At 68.5% G+C, this 14,730-nt stretch carries 12 protein-coding genes; 2 read left to right on the plus strand and 10 right to left on the minus strand.

Features of this window, described 5'->3' with window-relative positions; genetic code table 11:
* Positions 1-144 precede the first annotated feature (144 nt).
* The gene (locus tag ABVN73_RS26060; protein WP_353861495.1) at positions 145-1,743 is read right to left on the minus strand and encodes an ABC transporter substrate-binding protein; all 1,599 of its coding nucleotides are present in this window, start codon (positions 1,741-1,743) and stop codon (positions 145-147) included.
* Between the two features lie 348 nt (positions 1,744-2,091).
* Between ABVN73_RS26060 and ABVN73_RS26065 the strand changes: the two genes are divergently transcribed.
* Positions 2,092-3,531, plus strand: a complete 1,440-nt coding sequence (locus ABVN73_RS26065; protein WP_353861496.1) for an aldehyde dehydrogenase family protein — start codon at positions 2,092-2,094, stop codon at positions 3,529-3,531.
* A 63-nt stretch (positions 3,532-3,594) separates the two neighbouring features.
* Here the strand turns inward: ABVN73_RS26065 and ABVN73_RS26070 are convergent, their stop codons facing one another.
* The 8 genes from ABVN73_RS26070 to ABVN73_RS26105 all read right to left on the minus strand — a co-directional run bounded on the left by ABVN73_RS26070 (position 3,595) and on the right by ABVN73_RS26105 (position 12,340).
* On the minus strand, positions 3,595-4,956 hold the full coding sequence (locus ABVN73_RS26070; RefSeq protein ID WP_353861497.1) for a nucleobase:cation symporter-2 family protein: 1,362 nt from the start codon (positions 4,954-4,956) through the stop codon (positions 3,595-3,597).
* A gap of 201 nt (positions 4,957-5,157) precedes the next feature.
* A complete protein-coding gene (locus tag ABVN73_RS26075) occupies positions 5,158-6,402 on the minus strand; it encodes a threonine ammonia-lyase (protein WP_114861229.1) in 1,245 nt (414 codons plus the stop codon).
* Between the two features lie 14 nt (positions 6,403-6,416).
* The gene (locus ABVN73_RS26080) at positions 6,417-7,223 is read right to left on the minus strand and encodes a carbon-nitrogen hydrolase family protein (protein WP_353861498.1); all 807 of its coding nucleotides are present in this window, start codon (positions 7,221-7,223) and stop codon (positions 6,417-6,419) included.
* Between the two features lie 4 nt (positions 7,224-7,227).
* Positions 7,228-8,283: an agmatinase gene (gene speB, locus ABVN73_RS26085; protein ID WP_353861499.1), complete on the minus strand. Its 1,056-nt coding sequence runs from the start codon at positions 8,281-8,283 to the stop codon at positions 7,228-7,230.
* Between the two features lie 44 nt (positions 8,284-8,327).
* The gene (locus ABVN73_RS26090) at positions 8,328-9,128 is read right to left on the minus strand and encodes an ABC transporter permease (RefSeq protein WP_353861500.1); all 801 of its coding nucleotides are present in this window, start codon (positions 9,126-9,128) and stop codon (positions 8,328-8,330) included.
* Positions 9,128-9,982 (minus strand): ABC transporter permease, encoded by an 855-nt coding sequence (locus ABVN73_RS26095; RefSeq protein ID WP_035682465.1) that lies wholly within the window; start codon positions 9,980-9,982, stop codon positions 9,128-9,130. Before ABVN73_RS26095 ends, ABVN73_RS26090 begins: the two co-directional genes overlap by 1 nt.
* Positions 9,979-11,040: an ABC transporter ATP-binding protein gene (locus ABVN73_RS26100; RefSeq protein ID WP_353861501.1), complete on the minus strand. Its 1,062-nt coding sequence runs from the start codon at positions 11,038-11,040 to the stop codon at positions 9,979-9,981. The genes ABVN73_RS26095 and ABVN73_RS26100 overlap by 4 nt, the downstream gene beginning before the upstream one ends.
* Before the next feature lie 178 nt (positions 11,041-11,218).
* The gene (locus tag ABVN73_RS26105) at positions 11,219-12,340 is read right to left on the minus strand and encodes an extracellular solute-binding protein (protein WP_137142949.1); all 1,122 of its coding nucleotides are present in this window, start codon (positions 12,338-12,340) and stop codon (positions 11,219-11,221) included.
* A gap of 184 nt (positions 12,341-12,524) precedes the next feature.
* Between ABVN73_RS26105 and ABVN73_RS26110 the strand changes: the two genes are divergently transcribed.
* The gene (locus tag ABVN73_RS26110) at positions 12,525-13,469 is read left to right on the plus strand and encodes a LysR family transcriptional regulator (protein ID WP_353861923.1); all 945 of its coding nucleotides are present in this window, start codon (positions 12,525-12,527) and stop codon (positions 13,467-13,469) included.
* On the opposite strand, the gene cysE is transcribed toward ABVN73_RS26110, so the two are convergent.
* Positions 13,460-14,329 carry a serine O-acetyltransferase gene (cysE, locus tag ABVN73_RS26115; protein ID WP_353861502.1) on the minus strand — a complete coding sequence of 290 codons (870 nt, stop codon included), beginning with the start codon at positions 14,327-14,329 and terminating at the stop codon, positions 13,460-13,462. The genes ABVN73_RS26110 and cysE overlap by 10 nt on opposite strands.
* Positions 14,330-14,730: the final 401 nt, after the last annotated feature.

Here is a 14,730-nt window from a genome sequence, read left to right on the forward strand (position 1 = left end):
AGGGGAATGCGCGTTGCGGAGCGTTCGGCAGAAGCGAACCCCCTCACCCTAACCCTCTTCCCGCTTTCGGCGGACCGAAGGTCCACCTGTCGCGTCAGCGCAAACTTCGTTTGCGCGTGAGCGGAGGGGAGAGGGGATGAACGCTCACTTCGCGGGGGTCACCTTCTGCGCCAGCGTGTACTGGTCGGCGCGCGGTTCGTAGCTCAGCCCCTTCTTCATGGCCCAGACCGTCACCTCGTAATGCAGCGGAATGATGATGTCGGCGTCCATCGCCCGCTTCACCGCGGCCTGGAGCAGCTTTTCCCGCTTCGCGTCGTCCACCGTCGTCAGCGCCGTGTCCAGCATCCCGTCCAGCTCCGGGTCGGAGTAGCTGGTGTAGTTGGTCGTGCCGTAGCCCTTCTCCTTGACCGGCGTGGCGATCAGCGCCTTCAGCGGCGACGACATCTCGCCCGAATCGGCGCCCCAGCCGGCCAGGAAGACGCTGTATTCCTGCTTGTTGCGCTTGGAGAAGAAGACGTTGGCGGTGGTCGCGTCGACCTGGGTCTGCACGCCGATGCGGGTGAACATCTGGGCGACCGCCTGGGCCACCTTGTCATCGTTGATGTAGCGGTCGTTCGGCGTGCCGAGGGTGAGCTGGAAGCCCTTCGGGTAGCCGGCCTCGGCCAACAGCTGCTTGGCCTTGTTGGCGTCGGTCGCGACGGTGACCTCCGGGTTGTTGCCATAGAAGCCGGCGGGCAGGTACTGGTTCGCCGGCTCCGCCACCCCCATCATGATGCGCTTCACGATGGCATCGCGGTCCACCGCCAGCGACAGCGCCTTGCGCACCTTCGGGTCCTTCAGCGGGTTCTTGCCGTCGGTGCCGGTGATGGTCGGCGGGGTGTCCTGGACGCCCAGCGCCAGATAGATCACGCGGTTCGACTGGGCGCGGGCCAGGGAAACGTTGGGGGCGGATTTCAGCCGCTCGATGTCCTGCACCGGGGGGGATTCGATCATGTCCACGTCGCCGGCCAGCAGGGCGGCGACGCGCGGCCCGTCGCTGGTGATCGGGCGGAAGACCACCGTGTCCCAGGCCGGCTGCGGACCCCAGTAGTCTGGGTTGCGCTCCAGGATTTGGCGGTCGCCCTTGGTGTAGGACTTGTGCTTGAACGGCCCGGTGCCGATCATCAGCGAGCCGTCGTTGAAAGCCTGGGTGGTCGGCCAGGAGTCGGCCTTGCAGCCCGCCTTGTCGAAGGTGACGGCTTCGCCGCCCGCCGCCTTGGCCGAGATGATGCCGAAGGTCGACAGCTCCACCGGCAGAAGCGGGTAGGGCTTGCCGGTCTTGATGACCAGGGTGTGCGGGTCCGGCGCCTCGATCCCCGCGATGCCCTTGGTGTAGACGGTGAAGGAGGACGGGCTGTTGGCGACGTTCGGGATGCGGCAGACCGTGTAGACGAAATCCTGCGCGGTGAACTCGGTGCCGTCGTGGAACTTCACGCCCTTGCGCAGCTTGAATTCCCAGGTGGTTTCATCGACGGCGCGCCAGCTTTCCGCCAGTTCGGGCTGGAGACGCATCTTGGCGTCCATGCTGACCAGCGATTCGAACACATGCTTGCGGGCGCGCGTGTTGGGGCCGAGGTTGTGGTAGTGCGGGTCGAGGGCGCTCGGCTCCGCCGAGGTGCCCACCGTCAGGGTGGCGGCCCGCGACGGCGTCGGGGCCGCGGCCAGCAGGGCCAGGCAGGCCGCCGCCGGCAGGGCTCGTTTCAAGGTTCCGGAACGCAGCACATCCGCAAGACGCCGACCACGCCCATGCCGATCACGTAAGGCCATCCCTCGTCCCCCTGATTGTACGTTTGAAGTGTACCCGTAAAGCAGGCTCCCAGCCCTTTGGACCGCCGTTTCTGCGGCCCGATTCTTGTCGTTCGGCTCGCCGCATGCGGGGCGGCGGCACGTCTGTGTTCAACGATCAGACCGTGAAACCATTGGTCTGTCAACAGGGTCCGGTCTTCTGACCTATCCGGTTTTTCCCGATGGAAAGCTTTGGCAAACGGCTCCGGACGGGGCAGGATCGCTTCACCCGAAAACGCCAACGACAAGAGAGCGAGGGGATTAGAGATGAAGACCTGCCAATCCTTCTACATCGGCGGCGCCTGGACCGAACCCGCGGCGGGCGCCACCGTGATGGAGGTGTTGAACCCGGCGACGGAGCAGGTGTCGGGCACCGTGGCGCTCGGCGGGCCGGAGGACGCGCAGCGCGCGGTGGCGGCGGCCCACGCCGCCTTCGACGGCTTTTCCCGCACCCCCCTGAACGAGCGGCTGGAGCTGCTGGCCGCCGTCTGCGCGCTCTTCGAGAAGCGCATGGACGAGGTGGCCGACGCCATCACCGAGGAGATGGGCGCCCCGCTGGCGGCGCTGTCCAAGCCAGCGCAGGCCTTCATGGGGCTGGCCCACTTCAAGACGGCGCTTGAGGCCGCCCGCGAGTACCCGTTCGAGCGGACCCGCGGCACCACCCGCATCCTGCGCGAGCCGGTCGGCGTCTGCGCGATGATCACGCCGTGGAACTGGCCGATCAACCAGATCGCCTGCAAGGTCGCACCGGCGCTCGCCACCGGCTGCACGATGGTGCTGAAGCCCAGCGAGTTCGCCCCCTATTCGGCCTGGATCTTCGCCGAGATCCTGCACGAGGCCGGGGTGCCGGCGGGCGTCTTCAACATGTTCTACGGCGACGGAGCGGTCGTCGGCCCGGTGCTGGCCTCGCACCCGCTGGTCGACATGGTGTCTCTGACCGGCTCCACCCGGGCCGGCGCGTCGGTGTCCCACAACGCCGCCGACAGCATCAAGCGCGTGTCGCTGGAGCTGGGCGGCAAGTCCGCCAACATCATTTGCGAGAGCGCCGACCTGACGAAGGCGGTGACCCACGGCGTGCGGTCGATGATGTCCAACACCGGGCAGAGCTGCAACGCGCCGTCGCGCATGTATGTCCCGGCCTCCCGCCTGGACGAGGCGGAGAAGATCGCCGCCCAGGTCTGCGCCCGTCTGGTGGTCGGCGATCCGCGCGGCGACCGCACCGGCGTCGGCCCGATCGCCAACCAGCGCCAGTACGAGCGGGTGCAGCGCCTGATCCAGGCCGGCATCGAAGAAGGCGCCTCCCTGCTGTGCGGCGGTCCGGGCCGTCCGGACGGTCTGGAGCGCGGCTTCTTCGCCAAGCCCACCGTCTTCAGCCGCGCCACCGACGGCATGACCATCATGCGCGAGGAGATCTTCGGCCCGGTCCTGACCATCCGTCCCTACGAGGACATCGAGGAGGCGATCCGCAGCGCCAACGACTCGCTCTACGGCCTGTCCGGCTACGTCTACGCCGGCACGGTGGACGAGGCTCGCGCGGTGGCGAAGCGGCTGCGCACCGGCATGGTGCATCTGAACGGTGCCTCCATCGACCTCGCGGCCCCTTTCGGCGGCTACAAGCAGTCGGGCATCGGCCGCGAGTGGGGCGAGGTCGGCTTCGAGGAGTTCCTGGAGACCAAGTCCGTCTACGGCAGCGAGCCGGCCGCGTAAGGGGCTGAGCCGGCGGTGAAATCCCCTCTCCCCTCTGGGGAGAGGGCTCAAAGCTTGGTTCCCTCACGCCTCCGCGGTCTTGGCTGCGGCGACGAACGCCTTCGCGTCGGCCTTGCCCAGCCCGTTGAAGAACAGGTTCAGCAGGACCGCCGCGATGGTGCCGAGAAGGATGCCGCTGTGCAGCAGCGGCGACAGGAAGGGCGGCATTTTCTGGAAGATTTTGTCGGCGACCAGCGGCACCATCCCCAGGCTGATGCTGATGGCGACGACGTAGATGTTGCCGCGGTTGGTCGTGTAGTCGACCTTCGCCAGGATCTTCACGCCGGTCGCCGCGACCATGCCGAACATCACCAGACCGGCCCCGCCCAGCACATAGGTGGGGACGGAGGCGACGACATGGGCCAGTTTCGGGAACAGGCCGAAGGCGACCAGGATGACGCCGCCCGCCACGCAGACCCAGCGGCTGCGCACCCCGGTGATCCCGACCAGCCCGACATTCTGCGAGAAGGAGGTGTAGGGGAAGGTGTTGAAGACGCCGCCGATCAGCGTGCCCAGCCCGTCCGTGCGCAGGCCGCGGGTCAGCTGCTCCGGCGTCACCGGGCGGCCGACCATCTCGCCCACCGCCAGGAACATGCCGGTGGATTCGATCATCACGACGATCATCACCAGCGACATGGTCAGGATCGACCAGAACTCGAACACGGGCATGCCGAACTGGAACGGGTGGATCACGTCCACCCACTTGGCCTGTCCCACCCCGTCGAAGCTGACCAGCCCCAGAACCATGGTCAGGGCGAAGCCCGCGACGATGCCCAGCAGGACCGAGATGTTCGCCAAGAAGCCCTTGGCGTATTTGGTCACCAGCAAGATCACCGCCAGCACGAACAGAGCGACGCCGAGATAGAGCGGGTCGCCGAAATTCGGGTTTCCAGCGCCGCCGCCGGCCCAGGTGATGCCGACCCGCATCAGCGAGATGCCGATGATGGCGATGACGGTCCCCGTCACCACCGGCGGGAACAGCGGCAGCAGGCGGCCGACCAGCGGGGCGGCCAGCGTGGCGAGGACGCCCGCCCCGATCACCGCGCCGTAGATGCCCAACAGCCCCAGCGACGGGTTCCCCGCCATGGCGACCATCGGCCCGACCGCGGCGAAGGTGACGCCCATCATCACCGGCAGGCGGATGCCGAACTTCCAGAAGCCCAGCGTCTGGATCAGCGTGACGATGCCGCAGGCGAACAGGTCGGCGTTGATGAGCAGCGCGATCTGGTCCTTGGGCAGCTTCAGCGCGCCGCCGATGATGAGCGGCACGGCGATGGCCCCCGCGTACATCACCATCACATGCTGCATGCCCAGCGCCAGCAGGCGCAGCAGCGGAAGCTTCTCGTCAACCGGATGGGTTGGCTGTGATGACACCACCGACGACATGATCCATGACCTCCGCGAATGAACAGGCGCGAATTGCATGGTCCGTGCCACAACCGGCGGGGCGGAATATCCATGCGCGGCCCCGCAGATGTGCCGCGAAAGGCAGCGGTGTTCGGGAGGGGTGCTCAATCCTTAGGCAGCCCCATATACCCTCTCCCCAGAGGGGAGAGGGTTATTGCGCCGCAAGTGAAGGGGCTCGGGTCAGGGCCGCGCGCTGGACAGCGGCTGCGCGGCTTCCGCCACCACCGCCTTGCGGACGGGCAGGCCGGCGCCGCGCAGGGCTTCGGTGATGCGGTCGCCGTGGCCCTCGTCCTCCACCTCGATCAGCAGGGCGACCTCGGCGGACTTGACGGAGAAGGCGCCGAACAGGCGCTGGTGCTGCACGTCGATGATGTTGCCACCGCACTCCGCCACGATGCGGGCCACCTGGGCCAGCGCGCCGGGCTGGTCGGCCACGTCGATGTCCAGGTTGATCAGGCGGCCGTCGCGGGCGAAGCCGCGCATCAGAACGTTGGCGAGCGTGCGCGTGTCGATGTTGCCGCCCGACACGATCAGGCCGACCCGCTTGCCGCGGAAGCGCTCGGGGTGGAAGAGCAGGGCGGCCAGACCGGCGGCCCCGGCGCCCTCCGCCACGGTCTTCTCCACCTCGATCAGCATCGCGATGGCGCGTTCGATCACCGCTTCGGGCACCAGCACCACGTCGCAGCCGTTCTGCTTCAGAATGTCCATGGGCCGGTCGCCGACGTCGCGCACGGCGATGCCCTCGGCCACCGTCGGGCCGCCGACCTTGACCGGCTGCCCGGCGAGGCGCTGCGCGGCGGCGGGGTAGGTCTCCACCTCCACCCCGACGACCTCCAGGCCGGGCCGCAGCGCGCGGGCGGCGACCGCGGCCCCGGCGGCCAGCCCGCCGCCGCCCACCGGAATGGCCAGCGCGTCGAGGTCCGGCACCTCCGCCAGCATCTCCAGCACGACGGTTCCCTGGCCGGCGATCACCGCGTCGTCGTCGTAGGGATGGACGAAGACCAGACCGTCCCGCTTGGCGAGGTCGTGGGCGAAGGCCGCGGCCTCGGCCAGGGAATCGCCCTCCAGGATGACGGTGGCGCCGTGGTAGCGCGTGCGCTTGACCTTCACGAAGGGTGTGAAGCGCGGCATGACGATGGTCGCCGCGATGCCCAGCCGCTTCGCGTGGTAGGCCACGGCCTGGGCGTGGTTGCCCGCCGACATGGCGATCACCCCGGCCCGCCGCTCCTCCGGCGTCAGGTGCAGCAGACGGTTGGCGGCCCCGCGCTCCTTGAAGGAGGCGGTGAACTGGAGGTTCTCCAGCTTGACCCAGACCTCGGCGCCGGTGATCTGCGACAGGGTTTCGGAGCGCAGGAAGGGCGTGCGGCTGATGCGTCCGGCCAGCCGTTCGGCGGCGGCGTGAATGTCGTCGATGGTGACCGGCATGTCCTGTGCTTCCTCTACGAACCGCCCTTCCCAGGCGTACTGGAGACCGCACCGTACAGGTCCGGGCGGCGGTCCGCCAGATGCGTGCCGACACGGCGCAGGGCGGGGTCCAAATCGACGGTCAACAGCGTCTCCACGTCGCCGGCCCGCGCCAGCACCGATCCGTCCGGCGCCGCCACGCTGCTGAGCCCGCAATAGCGCAACGTCCCTTCGCTCCCGCAGCGGTTGGCGTAGGCGACGAAGAAGCCGTTCTCGAAGGCGCGGGCCGGGACGATGGTGGTGGCGACGATCTCGTAGGGCGCCATCAGCGCGGTCGGCACCAGCAGAACGTCGACTCCGGCCAGCGCGTGGCGGCGCACCAGCTCGGGGAATTCCACGTCGTAGCAGATCGCCACGCCCATCCGCATCCCGCCGACCTCGGCGGTCGGGAAGGCGTCACCGCCCGGCGCGAAGGAGCCTCGGTCAAGATCGCCGTAGAGATGGGTCTTGCGCTGGTTCAGCCGGGGCCGTCCGTCCGCCCCGATCAGCTGCGCGGCGTTGTGGACGGCGCCGTCCGCCCCGCGCTCCGGATAGCCGTAGAGGATGGCGATGCCGTGCCGCCGGGCCATCTCGGCGACCCGCACGGCCATCGGTCCGTCCGCAGGCTCGGCCAAGGCGCGCACCGCCTCCGCTCCGATGTCGTAGCCGGTCAGGCCCATTTCCGGCCCGACCAGCAGGGCGGAGCCGCGCCCTGCCGCCTCCGCCGCCGCCCCTTCCAGACGGTCGAGGTTGCGGTGCGGCGCACCGGGTTCCGCGTCCGCCTGGAACAGGGCCAGCCGCATGCGGTCAGCCTTGCTTCTGGCGGTTGGCGAGGGCGCGCACCGACAGGCAGAGGATTTCGAACAGCATCTGTGCGCCGGCGTGGGCGGTGTTGGTCGTCGCGTCGTACTGCGGCGCCACCTCCACCACGTCGCCGCCGATGATGTCCAGCCCGTCGAGCCCGCGCAGGATCGCCAGCGCCTCCCGCGTGGTCAGGCCGCCGACCTCCGGGGTGCCGGTGCCGGGGGCGAAGACCGGGTCCAGGCAATCCACGTCGAAGGAGACGTAGACCGGCCCGTCGCCCACCACCTTGCGCGCCGTCTCGATGACGCTGGCGATGCCGCGTTCCGGGATGTCCTCCGCGTGGATCACGGTCATGCCGCTGTCGTAGGAGAACTCCCACAGATACTCGGTGCTGCCGCGGATGCCGATCTGCACCGTGCGCTCCGGGTCCAGCACGCCGTCCAGAACCGCCTGCCGGAAGGGGCCGCCGTGGTGGAACTTGGCGCCCTCGTAGGGGCCGCCGGTGTCGCAATGGGCGTCGAAATGGATCATGCCCACCGGACGCTCGCGGCCCAGCGCCTTGAGGATCGAGTAGGTGATGGAATGGTCGCCGCCGACCGACAGCGGGATGACCCCCGCGTCCATCACGCGGTTGTAGAAGGCCAGGATGTCGCCGTGGCAGGCCTCCAGGCTGAAGCGGCTGGACAGCGGCACGTCGCCCACGTCGGCCAGCTTGCATGAGGCCGCCGGGACCATGCGCAGGGCGTGTTCGTAGGGGCCGATGCGCTCCATCCCGCGCACGGCGCGCGGGCCGAGGCGGGCGCCGGCCCGGTTGGTGACTCCCAGGTCCATCGGCACGCCGATCAACGCGATGTCCAACCCGCCGAAGTCCGCGGCCTCGGCCGCGTCGGGGCGGTAGGGGGCGTCGAGCAGGGTGGACACCCCGGCGAAGGGCTGCACCCGCTTGCCGCCGGAGAACTGGAGGGCGGCCACCCGCTGGAACTCCGGATCGTGGAAGTCGTCGCCGCCGGAGCCGCTGTACTTCGTACGCAAACGATCAAGCTTCTGAGGGTCGATCATCGTCCGAATCTCTCTGAGGAAAAGGTGTTGGTCGTTTTTGGACGTCAGTCGTTCTTGGCCCAGGCACCGAGCAGGCGGGGCAGGTCGCCGAACCACGCGATCAGCCCGAAGACCACCGCGGTCAGCGTCACGAACAGCACCGTCACGGCGGCCATGGTCGGCGTGTAGCCGTAGCGGAGCGCGTTGAAGATCTTGATGGGCAGCGTTTCCAGCGTGAAGCCGACCACCATGTAGGCCACGATGTACTCGTTCAGCGACAGAACGAAGGCGAAGGCGAAGCCGGAGATCACGTAGGGCCGCACCAGCGGCATCACCACCGTGCGCAGCACCGTCCGGTCGTCCGCCCCCATGGTCGCCGCCGCCTCGACGTAGGAGCGGTCGACCGCGCCGAAGCCCAGCGACAGCGTGACCAGCGGCAGCGTCACGAAGAACACCGCGTGGCTGACCACCACCGTCCAGGGCGACCCGTACTCGCCGACCGCCGCCCAGAAGCTGAGGAAGCCCAGCGCGGTGATCACCGGCGGCAGGATGAAGGGCGTCATGCCCAGCACCTCGAACGCCCGCGCCCAGGGCGCGCGCCAGCGCCACAGGAACCAGGCCAGCGGGAAGGCGATCAGCACCGCCAGCGCCGCCGACAGGGTGGCGACGACGAGGCTGGTGATCAGCGCGCCGCGCCAGCCGGGATCGGTGAAGACCTCCGCGTACCAGGCGAGCGAGAAGCCCTGCGGCGGGAAGGTCAGCGCCTTCTTCTCGTTCACCGAGACGCCGGCCACCACCAGGATGGGAGCGGCCAGGACCAGGGCGATCAGGCCGGCGGCCAGGGAGTTCAGCGTGCGCATCAGCATCAGGCCGTCTCCTCCCGCCGCCCGGCGAGCAGCGCCAGCCCGACCAGGGCGAGGCTGACCAGCACCAGGAAGACGGCCATCGCCGCCGCGAAGGGCATGTTGGACTGGTAGATCGCCTGATCGGTGATCAGCACCGACAGCGTCCAATGCTGCGGCCGCCCGAGAAGCTGCGGCAGCAGGTAGGAGCCCAGCGCGAAGACGAACACCATGATCGTGGTCGCCACGATGGTGTTGCGCAGCGCCGGAACCACCACCGTGAAGAAGGCGCGCAGCGGCGAGGAACCCAGCGTGCGCGCCGCCTCCTCCAGATAGGGGTCGAGGCGGGCGAGCGCGGGGTAGAGCACCAGCACCGTGTAGGGGAAGGCCTGATAGACCAGCCCGGCCAGCAGCGCGCCGAAGCTGGGGCTGAGCGATTGCGGCTCGGCCATCAGGCCCAGCGCCACGAACAGGTTGGTGATGCCAGCCGTGCGCGACAGCAGGGTGGACCAGGCGAAGCCGATGATGACTTCCGACAGCGAGAGGATCGACAGCAGGAAGACCAGCCAACGGATCTGCGCGCCGCGCGACAGCTTGACCAGCCGGTAGGTGAAGGGGAAGGCGATGCCCACCGACAGCGCCGCGACCAGCGCCGCCAGCCCCAGCGAGAAGGACATCACCCCGCCGAAGAAGGCGGTCAGGAACCGCTCGTAGTTGGCGAAGACGAGGTCCGGCTCATAGAAGCCGCCAGGCACGCGCCGGAAGACGCTGACCGCGATCATCAGGCTGAAGGGGATGACGAAGAAGACGACCAGCATCAGCGCCGGGAAGAGGATCGGCGCGTGCTCGGCCAGACCGCGGGGGGCGCGGCGGATCATTGCGGACGCTCCGACATCGGCGGCAGCACGACGCAGGCCGCCGGCGGGAACTCCACCGACAGGGCGCCGCCGGGGGCGACCGGCGGGCGGTCCTGCGGACGCGACAGGGCGACGATCTCCCGCCCGGCCACGTCGATGCGGAACTCCACGCTGGCGCCGAGGTCGCGCATGAAGGACAGGGTGCCGGTCAGCCGGTTCGGCCCGTCCGTTCCCGTGGGGTGGACGACCACGTCCTCCGGGCGGACCGACAGCAGGACGCGGCCGGTCGGCGGCAGGTCCGGCAGGTGCAGGGTGCCGCCGGGCACGGCGGCGGTGCCGGGGGCGGTGACCTCGCCCTCCAGCAGGTTGGTCATGCCGATGAAGTCGGCGACGAAGGCGTCGGCGGGCTGGCGGTAGACCTCCATCGGCGGGGCGGCCTGATGGATGCGGCCCTGCGACATCACCACCACGAGGTCGGCCATGGTCATCGCCTCGCGCTGGTCGTGGGTGACGACGATGGTGGTGATGCCCAGCCGCTGCTGGAGCTGCTTCAGCTCGATCTGCATGGCCTCGCGCAGCTTGGCGTCGAGCGCCGACAGCGGCTCATCCAGCAGGAACAGCTTGGGCGACAGGGCCAGCGCGCGGGCGATGGCGACGCGCTGCCGCTGCCCGCCCGAGAGCTTGGAGACAGGCCGGTCGGCGACGCCGGGCAGGCGCACCAGCTCCAGCAGCTCGTCGGCGCGCTTGCGCTGCTCGGCCTTCGGGACGCCGCGGATGCGCAGGGGGTAGGCGATGTTCTCGCCCGCCGTCAGGTGCGGGAAGAGGGCCAGCGACTGGAACACCATGCCGAATTCCCGTGTGTGGGCGGGGGCCGTGGTGATGTCGCGCCCGTCGATGACCAGCCGTCCGCCGGAGGGGTCCTCCAGTCCGGCGATCATGCGCAGGAGCGTCGTCTTCCCGCAGCCGGACGGGCCGAGCAGGCAGACGAATTGCCCGTGCGGGATGCGCAGCGACGCGCCGTGCACCGCGGTCACGGGACCGTATCGTTTGGTGAGACCGTCGAGGACAAGGGCTGACATGGATCGGACTTTTTGACTGTCGTTCACAACGGGCTCTGTCCCCTCGCCCCTCTGGGGGAGGGTCAGGGTGAGGGGGAGCACGCCAGAGCGTCCACGCACTGCGATGAGCCAGCGTGGTCGGCCTGCGGCCGCCCCCTCATCCCATACCCTTCTCCCCAGACGGGAGAAGGGCTCTCACTCAACCCACGATCATTTCCGTCCACTTCTGGTTCAGCCAGTCGGACTTGCTGGTGTAGAGGTCATAGCGCGGGATGATCGGCGCGATGTCGGAGGAGACGGCGGCGAACTCCTGATCCGTCAGGTCGGTCAGCTTGCGGTCGATGGTCGGGGCGGTGCCCACCTTGCGCGACAGCAGGGCCTGGATCGACGGCTGGCACATGTAGTCCACGAAGACATGCGCGAGGTCGCCGGCCTTGGAGGCGCGGGTGACCGCCCAGCTTCCCGAATCGAGGATGCCGCCCTCCTTCGGGAAGGTCGAGCGCACCGGCTGCCCGTCCGCGGCGGCGAGGCCCGTCACGTCGTGGTAATACTGGCCCATCGGAATCTCGCCGGACTTCAGCGAGGCCTCGAACTGCGCCTCGTCGCGGTACCAGAGCTTCACGTTGGACTTCAGCTCCGCCAGCTTCTTGAAGCAGTCGAGTTGCCCCTGTTCGCTGTCGAGATGCTTGGTGCCGCCGAAGAAGGTGGCCGCCGTGACCTCCAGCAGGAAGCTGTTGCTGACCAGCGCCAGCAGGCCGAGCTTGTCCTTGTTCGCCGGGTCCCACAGCGCCGCCCAGCTGTCCGGGGCCTGCGGGTAGCTCTTGGTGTTCGTGACCAGCGTGATGTACCAGGACACCGCGCCGATGCCGCTGACCTTGCCGTCCGGATATTTGTTGACGAGGTGGGGGACGACCTTGGCGGCGTTGGGAATCTTCGACAGGTCGAAGGGCGCCCACAGCTCCGCCGAGGCCCCCTTCAGCATCGCCACCTGCGACATCATCGAGACGTCGGCGGGCGCCTGACGGGCGCGGGCCGCCTGTTCGAGTTGGACCAGCCACGCCTCGCCGGTCGGCTCGGCGATGGCCTCCACCGTGATGCCGGTGGCCTTGGAGAATTCCGGGAAGATGTGCTTTTCGAAGGATTCCTTGAAGTAGCCGCCGTAGACGCCGACCTTCAGCGTCTTGGACTGGGCGCGGACGATGTTCGGAAAGCCGATGGCGGCCACCGTGGCCAGCGTGCCCGCTCCGGCCAGAACGGCGCGCCGGCTGATGCCGCCGGTCAAAGCGGCGTGAAGTCCCTGCTTACCCGTCGTCTCGTTCATGGATGCGACCTTTCCTTGCGGACGAGCTTATCTGTTCGTGAGGCCAGCATTGCGGCCTGCGATCATTAGACCCCCGGCGCCGTTGCTCGAAAATCAGAAAGTTTTGTATCTTACTTCGATCCGGGCCGAAGTATCGGTGGGCCGGACCCATCGGGCGGGGCAGGGGAGGGCAGGCGTCGTGGCGATGATTCAGCTTGAAACCGTGGATCTGCGCCTGTTGCGGTTGTTCATGACCATCGTCGAGGCCGGCGGATTCAGTGCGGCGCAGAGCGAACTGAACCTGTCGCTGTCCACCATCTCCACCCATTTCGCCGATCTTGAGACGCGGCTGGGCCTGCGGCTGTGCCGGCGGGGGCGGTCGGGATTCCAGCTCACCCCGGAGGGGCAGGCGGTCTATGACGAGGCGCGGCGGGTGTTCGATACGCTGGAGAGGTTCCGCGGGCGGGTGCGCGGCCTGCGCGAGCGGCTGACCGGCACGCTGGCGGTCGGGCTGGTGGACAACACGCTGACCGACCCGCGCGCCCCGCTGGAGCGCGTCTTCGCCCGCTTCACCGAAGCGGCGCCGGAGGTCTCGCTGATCATCAACGTCCGCCCGCCGAACGAGCTTCTGCGCGATGTCATCGGCGGACAGCTCCAGCTCGCCATCGCCAGCTTTCCGCGCATCGTGCCCAGCCTGTCCTACCAGGACCTCTACAACGAGACGATCCACTTCTGCGTGGCGGACGGGCACCCGCTGTTCACCCTGCCGGACGAGGCCATCGACCTGGACGAAATCCGCCGCTACCGGCTGGTCGCGCGCAGCTACTGGGGCGCGCGCGACCTGAAGATCTTCGCCATTTCAACGCCCAAGGCGACGGTCAGCGACATGGAGGGGGCGGCCCGGCTGATCCTGTCCGGGGCCTACGCCGGCTATCTGCCGGACCATTACGCCGCACCCTACATCAAGGCCGGGCGGCTGCGGGTTCTGCTGCCCAAGGTTCTGTCCTATCAGGCGCCCTTCCAGGTGGCCTTCGACGCCAACCGCTCCAAGAGCCCGGTGGTGGACCTGTTCATCGCCCTGACCCGCGAGGAGATGACCGCGCCGGAATTCCGGCCCGGCCCGGCCCATCAACCGGCCCGTCAGATGTGATATTCCGGCTCCGGCACGGTCTGGTCCATGGCGAGCGCCGGCACCGTGTCGCGGCACCAGCCGACGATCCGCGCCGGGACGCCGACGACGGTGGCGCAGGGCGGCACGTCCTTCAGCACGACGCTGCCGGCGCCGACCTTGGCGCGGCTGCCGATCTCGATGTTGCCGAGGATCTTGGCGCCGGCCGACAGCAGGACGCCGTCGCGTACCTTCGGGTGGCGGTCGCCATGCTCCTTGCCGGTGCCGCCGAGCGTGACCTCCTGAAGGATCGACACGTCGTTGCCGACCACGGCGGTCTCGCCGATCACCACGCCGGTGCCATGGTCGATGAAGACGCCGCGCCCGACCGGGACCGCCGGATGGATGTCCACCGCGAACACCTCCGACACCCGGCTCTGCAGGAAATGGGCGAGGTCGCGCCGCTCGCGCCGCCACAGCCAATGGCCGATGCGGTGCCACTCCAGCGCGTGGAAGCCCTTGTAGTAGAGGAAGGGCGTCAGGCAGTTGTCCGCCGCCGGATCGCGCGTGCAGATGGCCTGGAGGTCGGAGCAGGCCTCCTCCACGATGCAGGGCGCGTCGGCGACGGCCGAGCGCACGAGCATCGCAAGCTGGTCGGCGGAGATGTAGGAATCGCCGAGCTTGCGCGCCAGCAGGCTGCCCAGCGCCGAAGGGAAGTCATGGTGCAGCAGGATGGCGGTGTCGATGAAGGGGCGCAGCCACGGCTCCTTGACGACGACGCTCTCCGCTTCGGCGCGCAGCATCGCCCACATGCCGTCGACGCCCTCCAGAAGGGGCGATTCCGGACGGTCCAGCTCCTTGAGGTCTTGGTCCTTGAGGCAGGGGGCGACAATGTGATTCATGGTACGCGTGTCCTGATGTTCCCGATCGGTCCGTCTGTCGGTCCGGTCATGGGGCCTTCAACAGGCCGGACGGAAGCCTAGCACGCCGCTTTCCGGAAGGGGAGCCATGTCGTGGGAAATGAAGGGTCACCACGAATTCTTGCACATTTTTATAATGTGAAAATTCCGCCGTCCACCCAGACAGCTCCATCCGCGCCGCGAACAGCTTCATCAGGGGATTGCACCGTCGCGGGTGCGGGACCCGGACTCCTGTCGGCTGTTTCCTAGAGCCGATCTTGTCCTGCAAAGCTGCGCTGTTGCCGCTCACCGTGATCCCACGGATGCCTCCGATTTCCATCCTGTCCCGCTATGCCGAGCATTGACGGAACGAACCCGGCTGGCATCGATGGGATCGCGTCGCT

Source organism: Azospirillum formosense, assembly GCF_040500525.1.
GTDB lineage: Bacteria > Pseudomonadota > Alphaproteobacteria > Azospirillales > Azospirillaceae > Azospirillum > Azospirillum formosense_A.